The organism is Parabacteroides sp. PFB2-10 (assembly GCF_029893085.1).
Classification (GTDB): domain Bacteria; phylum Bacteroidota; class Bacteroidia; order Bacteroidales; family Tannerellaceae; genus QVMG01.
Genome location: NZ_JARXWI010000019.1, coordinates 1 through 15,009 on the forward strand (window position 1 = coordinate 1; position 15,009 = coordinate 15,009).

The 15,009-nt window shown below is 46.9% G+C and carries 9 protein-coding genes; 3 read left to right on the forward strand and 6 right to left on the reverse strand.

The features are described 5' to 3' along the window. Positions 1–238: 238 nt before the first annotated feature. Both M2137_RS13035 and M2137_RS13040 read left to right on the forward strand, forming a co-directional pair. Positions 239–1,378 (forward strand): esterase, encoded by a 1,140-nt coding sequence (locus M2137_RS13035; protein WP_280766889.1) that lies wholly within the window; start codon positions 239–241, stop codon positions 1,376–1,378. A gap of 9 nt (positions 1,379–1,387) precedes the next feature. Further along, complete coding sequence (locus tag M2137_RS13040; RefSeq protein ID WP_280766890.1) at positions 1,388–2,506, forward strand: esterase; 1,119 nt, start codon at positions 1,388–1,390, stop codon at positions 2,504–2,506. Between the two features lie 100 nt (positions 2,507–2,606). Here the strand turns inward: M2137_RS13040 and M2137_RS13045 are convergent, their stop codons facing one another. Next, positions 2,607–3,032: a cupin domain-containing protein gene (locus tag M2137_RS13045; protein ID WP_280766891.1), complete on the reverse strand. Its 426-nt coding sequence runs from the start codon at positions 3,030–3,032 to the stop codon at positions 2,607–2,609. Positions 3,033–3,184: 152 nt separating this feature from the next. On the opposite strand from M2137_RS13045, the gene M2137_RS13050 reads away from it, so the two are divergent. Next, positions 3,185–3,559, forward strand: coding sequence for a helix-turn-helix domain-containing protein (locus M2137_RS13050; protein ID WP_280766892.1), 375 nt, complete (start codon positions 3,185–3,187; stop codon positions 3,557–3,559). Positions 3,560–3,717: 158 nt separating this feature from the next. Here M2137_RS13050 and M2137_RS13055 read toward each other — a convergent pair whose 3' ends face one another. The 5 genes from M2137_RS13055 to M2137_RS13075 all read right to left on the reverse strand — a co-directional run bounded on the left by M2137_RS13055 (position 3,718) and on the right by M2137_RS13075 (position 14,823). After that, positions 3,718–5,634 (reverse strand): glycoside hydrolase family 97 protein, encoded by a 1,917-nt coding sequence (locus M2137_RS13055; protein ID WP_280766893.1) that lies wholly within the window; start codon positions 5,632–5,634, stop codon positions 3,718–3,720. Positions 5,635–5,663: 29 nt separating this feature from the next. Then, positions 5,664–7,040: a glycoside hydrolase family 43 protein gene (locus M2137_RS13060; RefSeq protein WP_280766894.1), complete on the reverse strand. Its 1,377-nt coding sequence runs from the start codon at positions 7,038–7,040 to the stop codon at positions 5,664–5,666. Between the two features lie 15 nt (positions 7,041–7,055). Next, a complete protein-coding gene (locus M2137_RS13065; RefSeq protein ID WP_280766895.1) occupies positions 7,056–9,011 on the reverse strand; it encodes a glycoside hydrolase family 97 protein in 1,956 nt (651 codons plus the stop codon). A 364-nt stretch (positions 9,012–9,375) separates the two neighbouring features. Continuing rightward, entirely contained in the window at positions 9,376–10,380 is a 1,005-nt protein-coding gene (locus M2137_RS13070; RefSeq protein ID WP_280766896.1) for a glycoside hydrolase family 43 protein, read from the reverse strand. A gap of 186 nt (positions 10,381–10,566) precedes the next feature. Continuing rightward, the gene (locus M2137_RS13075; RefSeq protein WP_280766897.1) at positions 10,567–14,823 is read right to left on the reverse strand and encodes a hybrid sensor histidine kinase/response regulator transcription factor; all 4,257 of its coding nucleotides are present in this window, start codon (positions 14,821–14,823) and stop codon (positions 10,567–10,569) included. Positions 14,824–15,009: the final 186 nt, after the last annotated feature.

Here is a 15,009-nt window from a genome sequence, read left to right on the forward strand (position 1 = left end):
TGATATAAAAAGGGATATGTAAAGTGGAACGAGAAATTCTTGTGTATATTGAAAGACACTACTGCCTAACTAAAATCTAAGAGCTAAAAGAGGGGGGCTACATCCATTGCGGTTTCACCCTTTATGAGCAATTTGGATAGTTTGTCCACTTGGAATGAAGAATAATCCACCTATTTCCTTTGTGCATGACTTATGTTTGTATCAGAGATTTTATGTTCTTATTTTAATACCACTATTTATGAAGAATGCATTGTTTATTAGCGCTTTATTGTGTCTCGTTTTGGCCGGATGCGGCAACAAAAATGCAAACGACGGCCGTCAACGCCGCCCGTCGATCATCTCACCAGAGGTGCATGCCGATCATACGGTTACGTTCCGTTATATGGCGCCTAACGCCAAGGAGGTAAAGGTCGACCCTCAGTTTATGGAGGGCATGGCCAGTATGGAAAAAGATGAAAATGGCGTATGGAGCGTCACCTTAGGACCCATCGAACCGGATATGTATCCGTATGGTTTTGTCGTTGACGGTGTAACCGTGATGGACAACAACAACCCATTCTATTTCGAGAACGAACGATTTAAAGGTAGCATGGTGGATATCGAAGGAGATACGCCACTGGTACATGCCATCAAAGACGTTCCTCATGGCACGGTCAACTATGACTATTATCCATCCGACGTACTGGGTACCACCGGGCGTATCTTGGTGTACACCCCTCCCGGCTACGACGAAAACCCGGATCAGGACTATCCGGTGTTCTACCTGATCAGCGGTACCACCGACACGGATGAGACCTATTTCAAAGTAGGACGTGCCAACTTTATTCTCGATAACCTGATTGCCCAGGGATTGGCTAAGCCGATGATTGTGGTGATGCCTTACGGTAATCCGGCTGCCTATTTCGACGCAGGCGACCCACGCGGCATGGAAGCCGGTCGTCGCTTGAACGATGACTTCCTGCAGGTGATGATGCCCTATGTTGAAAAGAACTACCGCACGATCAACAATGCGGATAACCGCGGCATCGGCGGCTTTTCAAGAGGTGGCAACCAGGGCTTAACGCTCGGCATGAATAACCTCGATAAGTTCTCTTACCTCTGCTCTTACGCCTCTTTTGCAGGCAATGTGGCCGAATTCGAGAACATATTCAAACACTTTATCCAAAATCCGGCACAGACCAATCAGCGCATCAATCTGTTCTGGCTTGGCGTAGGAACCGACGACTTCCTGTATGATAATGCGAAACTGTTCATGGATAAATTGGAGAAAAACGGCATCGAAACCACTACGATGATCACCGGTGGCGGACATACCTGGATGAATGCCAAGCTTTACCTGGCGGAATCTGCCAAGCTTTTGTTTCAAAATAAAAAATAAAATAAACATATGAAAAGAATAAATCTCCTATTGATATGCTGCCTGGTATGCCAGCTTTTCTTTGCGATAGACGCTCAGGCACAGATGAGAAGACAAATCGTATCGCCCGAAGTGCATAAAGACCGGACGGTAACCTTCCGTTACAATGCGCCCGAAGCAACAAAAGCGGAACTCAGCGCGCAGTTTCTGAAAGAAAATCTCCCGATGACCAAAGACGAAAATGGCGTGTGGAGCGTTACTACACCGCCTGTGGCTCCTGATTTATATCCTTACAACTTCATTATCGACCAGGTGACAGTGAACGACCCGAACAACGTCCTTATTTTCCCGAACGAGAAATTCAAAGGCAGCCTGGTGGATGTGCATGGCGATACCCCGCCGATCTACGCCGTTCAGGATGTGCCTCACGGAAAAATATCCTACCGGTTCTACACATCAAAGACGTTGAATGACACCCGTCCGCTGGTGGTTTATACGCCTCCCGGATACGATCCGAACGATAAAAGTAAGAGCTATCCGGTGCTTTACCTGATACATGGAGCCACCGACACACACGAGACCTGGTTTAAGGTGGGACGTGTCAATTTCATTCTGGACAACCTGATCGCTCAGGGCAAGGCAGAGCCTATGATTATCGTTATTCCTTATGCGAATCCTCGCATGACCTATACCGGCAAAAACATCGAAGGCAGCCCGGTTGATTTCACCGACGAACTCATCAAAGAGGTCATCCCATATACGGAAAAAAACTATCGCGTTCGCACCGATGCTGACAGTCGCGCTATTGCGGGATTCTCTCGTGGCGGTTCGCAAACGCTGAATGCCGGGCTTGGCCATCCGGAATTGTTCCATTACATCTGCCCGATGGCACCGGCTGTCAATGCGCAGCGCGTGGATGAGAGCTTTAAAAACGGCACATATGCATCGGTTGATGTATTAAAATCCAACCTGAAACTGCTTTGGCTGGGTTGTGGCACGGAAGACTTCCTGTATGAAGGAGCCGTTGGATTTGCCGCAAAAATGGACGATCTGGGCGTACCCTACGAAAAGAAATACACCCCGGGCGGACACACCTGGATGAACTGTCGCATATACCTGTATGAGATAGCCCAAAAGCTTTTTAAATAATCAACGCCTTAGCGCCGATAAGGCGGATAAGGTTGTAATATAAGAAGGGACTGTTTTTAGTTAAAAACAGTCCCTTCTTATATTACGCTTCTGACTATTCCTATTTCCAGAGCGGGGTTGCCTCCAGCAATACTCCGTCTTCCATGGAGTATTGTTCCAGGGAATTCTCTTTCGATTGAATAACAATGTAGATCATCTGCTCGTCGGAGCTGTTGGTCATGCCGCGAAGTCCGGCGGGAGCTACGCGCAGGACGCTTCCTTCGGCAATATCAACACATTGGTCGTCGACCTGGAATTTGCCTTCGCCGCTCAGGATAATGTACGTTTCTTCATTCTGCTTGTGGGAATGAAAGATCGGAAGATCGGTTCGAGCCGGCAAAACACTTAGCGAAATCTCCGTACCGGTTGCTTTTGTCATCTCTTTCAGGAATGCTTTCCCATTGGCCGTTTCAGGCAGGAGTGCCAGTTTACCCATGTCTACGGCGGTGAAGTTCGTGCCTTCTGCTACTTTCTTTACGTTGCTCATGTTCTTAAAATTTTAATTATCAACAATTGTTACTATTCGTAACTTTATTACTTTTGTATGGCAAAAATAGAACGAGTGTTTTAATAAAACAAGAAGGCACAAGAGGGTAAGGAGCTTACCTCCGTGTAACTATTGTTGGGAAAGAGGGTGTTATGGAAGAAAAAAATTTGAAGAAATTTGAAGCAAACGGATATTGTCCGGTTCGGGATGTTGTTTCCCGGTTGGGCGACAAATGGTCAATCCTTGTTTTGACAACGCTGAAAGAGAATGGGCGGTTGCGGTTTAGTGAGATACAACGCAGCATAGGGGATGTTTCGCAGCGGATGCTGACCGTCACTTTGCGTTCGATGGAAGCGGATGGTATCGTAAGGCGTGAGATCTATGCTGAAGTCCCGCCAAGGGTTGAATATGAATTGACAACCTTAGGAGAATGTCTTTTCCCGCACTTGCAGGCATTGGTTGAGTGGGCCCAAGAGCATATCGATATCATTATGCAAAATAGAAGCATTCACCACAAAAATGCATAAACGGCAACGTCTGATGATCAGTTTACTTCTATAAACGATTCGCGGAAGTTGACGGTTATTTTCTTACAGGCTTTGATGAATCCTACTCCTAAGTTGCCATCCTCTTGAGATGTCTCGCTGGTCATGAAAGCCGTTCGTTAGCTTCATGTGTGCTTATACTATTTTATGACTGCCACAAATCCGCCGCGGGACAGGCAATCCACTGATACACTTTCCCTGTTTGTGATTTGCGCGGGAGCCTCTATGCGAAAGCTTCTTTCCTCCTGCCCGTCTTTGATCAGGGTGATTGTTTTAGAAGATTCTGTCAGGAAGTGGGTGGCAAAAGTCAATGTTCTGCGCTCGTTTGTACCATTGAGGCCACCTATATACCATACATCCCCTTTGCGACGAGCCATGACAACCTCTTCACCCGGATAACCGGACAATAATTTCGTCTCATCCCAAGCGGTGGGTAGTCCCGACAGGAATGTCTTTACCTCATCAGGCAGGGCGTAGTAGGTGTCCGGACGGTCGGGCATATGCTGCAAGGCCGATTCAAAAACAACCGGAAGCGCCAACTCGTGTCCGTGCGAGGTGATGTGTGGATGTTGCGAATCAGAGAAGGTGCCGGGCGTATAGTCCATCGAACCAATCACGTTCCGGGTAAAAGGCAGGGTCGCATTGTGTGCAGCCGCCCGCTCAGTTAATATCGGCAGGTTGTTATACCATTCGGCGCCATACACCGCCTCCACTGTCATCAGATGCGGATAGGTTCTTTGCCAACCACGGGGAATGGTAGCGCCGTGGAAATTGATCATCAGTTTATATTTGGAGGCATCCTCCAATAGATCGATATAATAGGCCATCATCTTTGCACCATCGACGGCAAAGAAATCGATCTTGATGCCTGAAACTCCCATTTCTTGGAGTTGCGCGTATTCTTTTTCCCGGTTCTCCTTATTGTTCAAACGATCCAACGGTCCGGGAGCACCCGGTCCAATCCAGCTCGTTCCCGAGTTATACCATAACAGCGGTTTAATCCCTTTCTCTCGGGCATATTGTAGGGCATCCTGTATGGTTCCGCCATTTGCCATCACATCCCATTCCCAATCGATCAGGTTGTAAGGCCAGCCCATATGCGCTGCCAGGTCGATATATTCCTTTACCAATTGGAAATCTCGCGAGCCATGGTTATGCCCCCAGTAGATCCAGGCCGCAGCACCCGGCACAATCCAGTTGGTGTCGGACACCTTGCTGGGCTCCGACACATCGGTCACCAAGGTCGATTCGACAACATCAGCCAGCGTTCCGACGATCAGGACGCGCCAGGGAGAGGTGAAGCTCTTGTTGAAAGCGATCTTCTCATCCGGGCTACGCACCTGGTATTGGTCGGACTGGTCGCCATTGTATAAGCGTGAGCCGCTGTCGCCCTTCCGGATATTGGCTTCGGTAATCAATACAAAAAGAGAATCCTGCGGCTCGATCAATGCCGGGTAGCCCCAAAGTTGCGAAGGACGTCTTCCCTTCGACTCCCCATTGGTAGCCAAAGGAAAGAATCCTTCGTAATCATTGGCATATTGTTGCATCCATCGGTTAGTTCCATCCGGAATAGGATACGTGGTAAGTTCTTCGGTGACAAACGCTGTTTCAGTACCTGTTTCGTCGAGCTGGTAACGGAACACAACGCCGTCGTTGTATGCCCGGAAAGCAATCTTAAGCGTTTGCTTCTCTTCGTTCTCAAATAGATAGATCCTCTCTGCAGCGTTATTGACGCAATGACTCCGCTTGCCGGTAATCATTTCGTAGCTCTCGTTGATGGCTTCGGGTGCAGAAACAGAGACCAAGCGGAGGTTATCCGCAAAACGTTGTTGTTCGGTGCAGAGTCCGAGGCTGACTTTCGACAATAGGGTGGCTTCTGATTGCCCTACCCGATAGTTGACATCGAAATAGGCCTTCCCATACGCTTTGTCGGCAGCGGGTTCTACATAGACCGATACACTGATTTTCCCGTTGGGGGATATGGTCTCTTTTTTCTGTGAGCAAGCGCATAACAAGGCTACACAGCATATAACAACAGCTGTTTTGAGAGGATTCATGGTGTACTTCTTTTTATTAAACCATTAGATCATTCAGAGAACTTCCAATAGTCAAAATACATAAGATGACTTTGAGGCTGTCCTTTCACGACAAAATAGAGGTCGTGTACCCCCGTTGTCTTAGGAATATCAATTGATCTCAATTCCCAACGATCGCTTCCTCCCGTACGAGGTATGCGAATTGTTCCCAACAAAGGACCATCTATTCCGTCGAGCCGTACCTCCATAGTTACCCGAGCTTCATGCGTTGTTGCCACTCTGGCTGTAAAGCGGGTAGCTCCTTTTTGCCGGAAATCAACATCTTTCACCTTGATATGGGCTCCACTCTTTTGAGCTGTCAGGAAGACCCCTACCTGCTTGTTTTGTGATGCTCTGAATCCTTCCGACCAGGCAATCGTTTCAGCCTCGTTCTTGGCATACGGATTAAGCGTAGCGATGCCTTTGGTGATTCCTTCGGTCATCTTCATTTGAGGGATAGAACCGTCTTTATTGAAGATCAACTCTTCCACGCATACCGAACGGGTGAAACCACCGCCGCCGGGCAAAGCGCCGTTGTGATAGAAGAAATAGGTTTTCCCTTTGAAGTCGATCACGCCCGGATGATTGGTGAAAGCTCCGCCTTCAGCCGGCATAATGATATCCCGGTATTTCCATGGGCCTTGCGGACTCTCACTGGTGGAATAACCGATAAACTCAGGCAGCGGACCACCCGGCCAGAACAGGTAATAGAGTTTCTCGCGCTTATAGAGCCACGGTCCCTCTTCATATTTGGACGGACGCTGGGGATCGGGCTTGTTCTCGCCAAACTCGCGCTTGCCAAACGACTCTTCGGTCATAGGCACCTGCACCACATCGCCGGTATAGGAGATCATATCTTCGTTTAGTTTCACGTAGTAAAGCTTCGGATTACCCCAGTAGAGGTGAGCCTCGCCGTCGTCGTCGATCAAAACGGTCGGGTCAATATCGCCCCATTCGCTTTGTACAAGCGGTTTTCCTAATGGGTCATAGAACGGACCGAGCGGGCTGTCGGCAACGGCTACCCCAATCGCTCCCCGGTTATTTGTTTTAGATATCATGGGAACGTACAGATAGAATTTACCATTCTTCTCAACACACTGTGCTGCCCAGGCATCACTCTTTCCCCATTCGAAATCGAAGTAAGAGAGAATGATTCCGTGGTCTGTCCAGTTCACCATATCGGAGGTTGAATATACTCGCCAATCGTCCATGGTGAACCAGGTAGATCCGGGTGCGTCGTGTGAGGTATAAAGATAGAGTCGGTCGTTGTAGACCATCGGCGCCGGGTCGGCCGTATAGCTTGTTTGTATGATCGGGTTCTGCGCCTTTACGCAAACAGCTATCAACAGGAAAAATAATATTCCTGACAGGATTTTACTATGTTTCATGATATAGTTATTTAGTTATTTAACGATTATAAAACCACCTTTGGGCTGAATAGTCACGGTGAAACGTCCTTTTTTGTCCGCTTTCAGCGTTCCCAGTGAAAGTGTTCTGTCTTTATTGTCTTGATAGATATTTACTGTCTCTCCCTTTTGCAGAGTCATAGGCAGATCGAAAGTGAGTTTAAGCGGTTCCTCTTGCGCATTGATACCTGCCACATACCACACATCACCGTGGCGACGAGCTATCACCGCATATTTGCCGGGATAACCGTCGATATACCTTGTTTCATCCCAGGTTGTCGGCAACCCTTTCATAAAATCAAGAGCCTCTTTAGGAGCATCTGTCAGGTTGTTGGGTGTAAGGGCAAACATTTGCACGGGATTCTGGAACAATACGCCTGTCGCCAGTTGAAACGCATCTGTTGTCTGTCGTTCCTGTCCGCGCTGATTTCCTTTATTGAGAAAGCGATTCAGGAACACACCACCGAATTCCATGCAACCGACCGTATTACGGATAAACGGATGCAACGTGGCATAAAAGGCCTCCTGATTGCGTACATCCTGCGAGAAGATAAGCATTTCGGAAGCAAGCACAGCTTCGCTACCCACATAATTGGGATACATCCGTTCCCAACCTCGCGGCAGGGTACAACCATGGAATATAATCATCAATCCATAATCGTTCGCATCCGAAAGAATATCTTCGTAGAAACGCATGGTCTCCTGTTTGTCGCCTCCGAAGAAATCGACCTTCAATCCTTTCACACCAACCTTTTTCAACCATTTCATCTCTTCCTTGCGGGCAATCGATGTATTCATACGGTTTCTGGGGCCTTGCGGAGCATCATTAAACGTACCGTTGGAGTTATACCAAAGGAATACATCCACCTTTTTAGAGTTGGCATATTTTATCAACTCTTCCATACGTTCATGGCCGATATTTGTATCCCATAAGGCATCGATCAGGATGTATTCGAAGCCCATCTCAGCCGCCAGATCGATATATTTCACCTGATCGTCCCAGTTCATGCTGTTATCCTGCCATACGATCCAGCTCCAGGTGCCACGTCCGTAGGCATACTTCTGCGAAGCTTCGTAAAGAGGATCGACAACATCATAAGGAATAGTCGTTTCTACGATCGGCTTCAATGTCTCCCCTACGGTCAACGTACGCCAGGGCGTTACTCCCGGCAAGCCAAGCTGAGCACCTGTGCTGCCAAAGCCATTATTCTGCCGTTGATCAGGAAAGGCAACAGTGTATAATCCTTCCTTTGTACCATCGGTCAGATGCGATCCGCAATAGAGGCTATTCACGCCGGTCTCGGAGATCAATACCCAGCCTTTGTCGCCTACCCGGAACAACCCCGGGAACACATAACCCTGATTCTGATGAGTCGGTTTTCCTACCGGTTCATCGTTTGTATATCCGCTTTCATAGCTGGGCGAAGTGCGGGCAAAAGCACCCATAGGCGTCATCATAGACGACAAAAAGGTGGTGGTGAAATCCGGCAATTTAAAACCGGTTGCCTCTTTCAACACAACACAGGCTCTTCGTTCCCGCCAGGTGGGAAGTTCATAACGAATTGCGATGTTATTGTCGCTCACCTGAAAAACGATATGCAGCTGCCGCTGTTTAGCATCTTCAACAGTATAGGTCAATTTGTTTGCCACGTAATGGACATGGGATGTTTTGATTTTCTCCTGCTGATAGGATTTATCAACTGTTTCCATCTTTTGATCCACATACTTCAGGTTTTGGCTGAAATCTCCTTCATTCGTTATCAGACCTAACGGAGAATTTTCGAGCATCACCTGTTCTTTGTAGGTCACCTTGTACTGAGGGGCTCCATCCTGTAAGGATACGGTCACGGTCAACTGCTTGTCCGGACTGGAAACTGCGATCTCTTGCGCACCCACAACCGTGGAGGCAAACAGACATAGGCATAAAAAAAGAGTTTGAAAAATGGTTTTCATGATCATGATATAATATGTTATTAAACTTAATTAGTGGTATTATCAAAAACAAACTCATTCGTAGTTCGCACTCAAATCGTTGTACAAAAATAGCCCATAGCCTGCCGACCGGGGCAGATTCAGGTTACAAAAGTCTTTCTACATGTTACATATTTGGCCTTATAGATATAAAACGAAACAGCTCCTTCTTCACAGAAGGAGCCATTCATGCCATTTAGTGATCATTTTACTCTAACTCTTAAACATCCATAAAATGTTCTTTTATATTTAAACCTAATTCCATTCGTTTAGTGGTTTTTCATATTCGGCTGTTTTGCCATTGATAGAAGGATTGTTATAATAAAGCGTCCGTTATCCAAAACGCTTACTTCTTTGCCACGCCGTTTTGAGTTTGTTCTACAGGCTTCATAGTGCCATCTGAATTGTAATGCAACTCATCCACGCAAACACTGCGGCGTCCGATTGCGCCTGCATGACCGTCGATGGTCAACACGGCATTGTGGTAGAAGAGATACCATTGGCCTTTAAACTCAATAATTCCCGGATGAATCGTAAAACTGTTTTCCGCCATACCGGTCAATTCGCCCTGAGGCGTCCAAGGACCTGCCATCGACGGGGCAGTTGCATACGCGATTGTTTCTTTTCCTCTTCCCATCGAAGCATAGGTCAAGTAATACATATCACCCCGTTTATGCAACCACGGACCTTCCACAAAGCGGGGCACATCCACCACCTGTATATCACCATCCAGTTCGATCAGATTGGGTTTCAATTTAGCCAGGAAACAGGTACCATTTCCCCAAGAAAGCCATGCCTCGCCATTATCATCTATAAAAGCGGTAGGGTCGATATCGTTCCACCAGCCACGCGCACCATTGTCTGTCATATCATCCGTAATAAGCGGTTTGCCAATAGCGTCTTTGAAAGGTCCCGTGGGACTATCACCGATTGCTACACCAACTACCTTACTATTATAAGGTTCGCCGGCCTGAACCGTTGTATAGTAGTAGAACTTTCCATTCTTTTCAATCACCTGAGAAGCCCACGCCTCTCCTACTCCCCATGCGAAGTCGGTTGGTTTCAATACCGAACCATGGTCTGTCCATGTCTGCATATCAGCGGTTGAATAGCATAACCATTCCGTGATATTAAATTCTTTTCCGCCCGATGCGCCGTCTTGCCCATCATAATATTCATCGTGGCCTACATATAAATAAAGCCTCCCGTTATACACCATGGGTGCCGGGTCGGCCGTAAACTTATCTTTTATTAAAGGATTTCCCGTATTCTTAAAAGTGGGAAGATTGTTCTGTTGCGCACAACAGGTAAACACAAATAAACTACTAACTAATAAAAAGAGATTTCTCATAATGGATATTTTTATAAGATTACACGGTGTAAAAGTAGTCGTTCGCCCAGAGGCAGAGGAGCATTATTTCTCTTTTTAGGCGGACTTTTCCTATCGGAATGAATAATCCGCCTGTCAAGCGAGATCGTCTTCCTTGCCATAACGCACTGAAAGATAGCAGCAAAAAAAGAACTGACGACATGAACCCTATCGGATCATAGAGCTGGGTGTGATCTTATACTGCTTGACAAAACAGCGGGAGAAATACTTGGGGTCGTTGAATCCCACCCGGTAGGCAATTTCCGACACGATGATGTTGTTATTTTTGCTGTTTTCCAATATCTTCTTGGCGAGCTGCAGACGATACAACAATATGAAACGCACCGGAGGAAGTCCGGTCAGGGAGATAAACTTTTTGTAGATAAGCGTATAACTGATATGCAACTTCTCCGCCAATTCTTTGACACCAAACTCGGGATCGGCATAGTTTTTCTCTAAAATATCCATCACCTCCTTCATGAATTGCTGATCAGAATGACCGACCTCCAGATGCGAGAGGTTCAGATCCTCTTCCACAAACTTCTTCTGACGCAGGTTGCGATTCTTAAGAATGGCATCGATATGTGCCAGCAAGACCGATTGTTCGAATGGTTTCGTCACAAACCCATCGACCCCGTTCTCATAGCTTTCGATTCGAGCCGTCTCGCTCGAGTTGGCGGTAAGCAACAGGAAGGGGATATGACACAACCTTTCATCTTTGCGTATCATCCGGCAAAAATCGGCACCGTCGCACACCGGCATCATCAAATCCGAAACGATAAAATCCGGTATAATCTGCTGAGCCATCCGGTAGCCCATCTCACCATTATTGGCTTCTGCCACATTATACTTCTCTTTCAGCATATTCCGGATATAATAGCGCATATCGGGATTGTCTTCAACCAACAACAGGGTGGGTTTATCCCGATCGATGGCAATGAAAGGTTCTATCTTGTCATCGTTGAATATCGGTTCTTTCGGCTCCTGATCCGTTTCATTTTCCACCGAATCCGACAGGACAACAGGAAAATAGATTCGGAAAGAGACGCCTATCCGTTCCGACGACTTCACCTTGATCGTACCTCCCAACAGGGTGATGATCTCCTTAACGATATGCAATCCGATACCGGTGCTGCTTTGTCCCCAGTTCGTGTATTTATGCTGATCCGATATCCGGTAGAATAGTTGGAATATCTTATCTATCTCTTCCTGAGCAATCAGGCTGCCGCTGTTGGTGACCGAGATGTATTGCAGGAGCTTTCCTGTTTCCTTATGAGGGAACTGACTGACCCGCAAGGTGATCTTTCCATGATCCGGCGTGTACTTAATGGCATTCGACAGGAGGTTGAACAATACCTTATGCAGGTTTTCTTTGTCGGAATAGATATGATCGCTTTTCAATCGATAGGTATTCTCGAACGTAATGCCTCGTTCCTTCATCAGGCTGGAGAAGTCCATGATCGTATAATTCAGAAACTTAGTAAAGTCGAACTGGGTGAAATTCAATGTCAGGTTCTTGGCATCAATCTTACGCAGGTCGATCAATTGATTGACCAGCGACAATAGATATCGGGCATTCCGGTTGACAATCAAGAGGTTCTCTTTCTGCTCCTGATTGGTGGCCTGTTTGATAAGCTGGGTAGTCGGCCCCTGTATCAGTGTGAGCGGTGTTTTGAATTCATGAGTCAGGTTGGTGAAGTAGGATAGTTTCTCCTTATTGATCGCCTCCATTTGTTGCGAAAGGTCGACCAGTTCGTTCTTCTGCTGGTTGATCTCTTCGTTGCGCAACAGTAGCTGTTCGTTCTGCTCAACGATGATTGCCTGGGAGTCGGTCAGTTCCGATATGGTGGTGTTCAACTCCTGAGTGCGCTCATCGATTTTTTCTTTGAGCAACTGCTGGATGTTTTTCTGCCTTCTGTTGTACCAGTAAAGCAGGTAAAGCAGGATGGAAAGCCCAAGGAGTCCCATCAGGGAGTAGAACCAGATCGTTTTGTAGAAAGGGGGATGCACAACAATGGTCAGGTAGGTGGAGGTCGACGACCAGGTGTTGTCATAATTCGTACACCACACCTGGAGGGTGTATTTGCCCGGTGTCAGATTGGTGTACTTGGCATGTCGCTTCTTCAACCCGGCGTTTGCCCGTTCCTTCAATTCGAGTATGCGGTGGAAATAGAATATCTTCTCCTGCTCCGTATAGTCGAGCGAGCTGAAAGTTAATTCGAATGAATTCTGGGGAGGATACAGATGTAGTTCTTCCGCATTCGAGATAGCTACATTCATTTGCTCACTGTTCAAATAGGGGGTCAACTCATTCCCATCGACCACAACGCTGGTAAGTGTCACCACCCGGTCTTTCTGCTTGGGAATGTTTACGGACGGACTAAACGAGACCAAACCATCGATCGAACCCAACAATATGGTATGGTCTGTCGACCGGCAACCGGCTCTTTTATAGAATTGCTGCACCTGCAATCCGTCGCCCTCATCAAACTTAACCGCCCGGTAGGTATTGGTGTCGAAAAAGTAGATCCCTTTGAGCGTACTGATCCAGAGATTGCCGTTCTCATCGTCTATGATGTTCGAGATACTGGCATCCGACAATCCGGAGCGTACGGCAAAATTCTGAAAGGTATACTCGCCGTACGGGCTGTTTTTGTCTAACAGATAAATGCCATTGCCCAGACTTCCGAGGAAAATATCCTTGCTTTTGGTTTCAATGATGCAGTTGATCTTTTCATTGATCTTGCTTTCCGGATCATTCAGTTTATAGGGATAATAGATACATTCATACCCCTCTTTGGAATTCTTCAGGTCGATAATGTAGATGCCGTTGCCCCCAATCCATAAACGCGATTGCGAGTCGATAAAGATCGTATTCATGTGGCTGATCGTCTCATTCGAACGGGTATAGTATTGCAATCGATTGATCACGCCGGTAGAGAAGTGAAAAGTGTGGATCTGGTTGCTGCTGCACATCCAAAGCGAATTGCGCACCGTATCCAATGCCATATCATATATCTCGTTTGAAAGCAATCCCGAATTAGACGTATTGTAATGTTCAAACACCGGATCCGAGAGATGCTGCTTTAATAACTTATCAACGCCTCCCCCAATGGTCGATATCCAATAGTCGCCCTGTCGGTCCTGAACGATTTTGGAAATATTGTTGTGAGCCAGCGAACGGGCATGAGCGGGGTTATGTGTATAAAACCGGAACCCACTACTCCCTTTCCTCTTGATAGCCAGGCCGCCATCGACAATGCCTGCCAGTACGTTTCCTTCGCGATCTTCCAATACCGTACTGATGATGTGGGGCGTCCCTTTCTCATAGCCTTGCAATTCATGCGAAAAGCTAATGCGCTGGGGCGTCATGATGTTGATTCCTCCGAAGTCGGTTCCCACCCAGATGTCATTGTTCTCATCGACAAAGACCCTGTTCACCACGTTATCGTTCAATGACCGTGCCTGCGCTCCTTTCTGAAAAGTCGCAAACTGATCATTGCGCAAATAGATATTCACCCCGTTTCTTGTGCCGATGATTATATCTCCCGAGCTGTTTTTGTCGATATCGGTAATATAGTTGGAGGATATGCTGTTGACATCACGCGGATCATGTTGGTAGAGCGAATAAAACTGACTTTGGATGTTATAGCAATATAACCCATTCTGGGTACCCAGCCATAGGTAATCGCCATAAGAGAACAAGCAGTTGAACGTAAGCCGGGAACTGTCGATATCCATCTGAACCGGCATACTCATATAATTCCCTTTCGTAGATGCGGCGAAGCGAAACAGACAGCCTGTCCCCCCGGCCCATATCTCATTACCGTATTTTACGATCGTTCGGATGTCGACTTCTTCTTTTAATAGATGGATTTCTTCGATCTCTCTCTCCTCATTGACAACAGCATAGGCTAGGCAATCGCTTTTCCCTATCCAGAGGTTCCCCCAATCATCGATCAGTATGCTCTTCACTGGCGTAGAGAGCACCTCTTGGTTCTCTCCGGCATAGTCTTTGAAATAGTCGATATTCTCCTGAAGCAGATTGATGCGCGTAATGCCTGCCTCCGAGGCGATCCAGAGATTGGCCTGTTCGTCTTCTTTTATATCGTTGATGTAGTTGCTCTCCATAAAGAGCCGGGAGGAGGAAGATGTCGTAGAGTAATGCTTCAGGTCATAGCCGTCATAGCGATCGAGTCCGTTGGAGGTACCAAACCACATGAAGGAGTTGCTGTCTTTATGAATGGCCCGGATGGAGTTATCGCATAACCCGTCACGGATGGTTAAGAACTTGTAGTTGTACTTGTTCGGATTGTTCTGTGCCCGCAACGCCTCGTGGTTCATCAGGCAAGAAAATAACAGGGCATATACGACTATGGAACGAAGGCATTTCATAGTTGCAAACATACGGAAACAGGCTGACATAACAGGGGATTTTTCTAACTTATTGGTGGAAAAATTGTCTTTATGGGGCTGCCTCAAGTCAAAGAAGTTATCAGTCGCTTTGCTTCTTAAATAGTCACCAACCATGAATAGTCCCCCAAAAAAGAAAAATAATAACCCTGGGAAGAGGGTCGTTTGTATAAGTTTGCAGTAGGATGAAAGAAGAAC

Excerpts from the sequence above, each read along its gene's own strand:
- M2137_RS13035 (WP_280766889.1), top strand. The coding sequence starts at position 239 with ATGAAGAATGCATTGTTTATTAGCGCTTTATTGTGTCTCGTTTTGGCC.
- M2137_RS13040 (WP_280766890.1), top strand. The coding sequence starts at position 1,388 with ATGAAAAGAATAAATCTCCTATTGATATGCTGCCTGGTATGCCAGCTT.
- M2137_RS13045 (WP_280766891.1), bottom strand. The coding sequence starts at position 3,032 with ATGAGCAACGTAAAGAAAGTAGCAGAAGGCACGAACTTCACCGCCGTA.
- M2137_RS13050 (WP_280766892.1), top strand. The coding sequence starts at position 3,185 with ATGGAAGAAAAAAATTTGAAGAAATTTGAAGCAAACGGATATTGTCCG.
- M2137_RS13055 (WP_280766893.1), bottom strand. The coding sequence starts at position 5,634 with ATGAATCCTCTCAAAACAGCTGTTGTTATATGCTGTGTAGCCTTGTTA.
- M2137_RS13060 (WP_280766894.1), bottom strand. The coding sequence starts at position 7,040 with ATGAAACATAGTAAAATCCTGTCAGGAATATTATTTTTCCTGTTGATA.
- M2137_RS13065 (WP_280766895.1), bottom strand. The coding sequence starts at position 9,011 with ATGAAAACCATTTTTCAAACTCTTTTTTTATGCCTATGTCTGTTTGCC.
- M2137_RS13070 (WP_280766896.1), bottom strand. The coding sequence starts at position 10,380 with ATGAGAAATCTCTTTTTATTAGTTAGTAGTTTATTTGTGTTTACCTGT.
- M2137_RS13075 (WP_280766897.1), bottom strand. The coding sequence starts at position 14,823 with ATGTCAGCCTGTTTCCGTATGTTTGCAACTATGAAATGCCTTCGTTCC.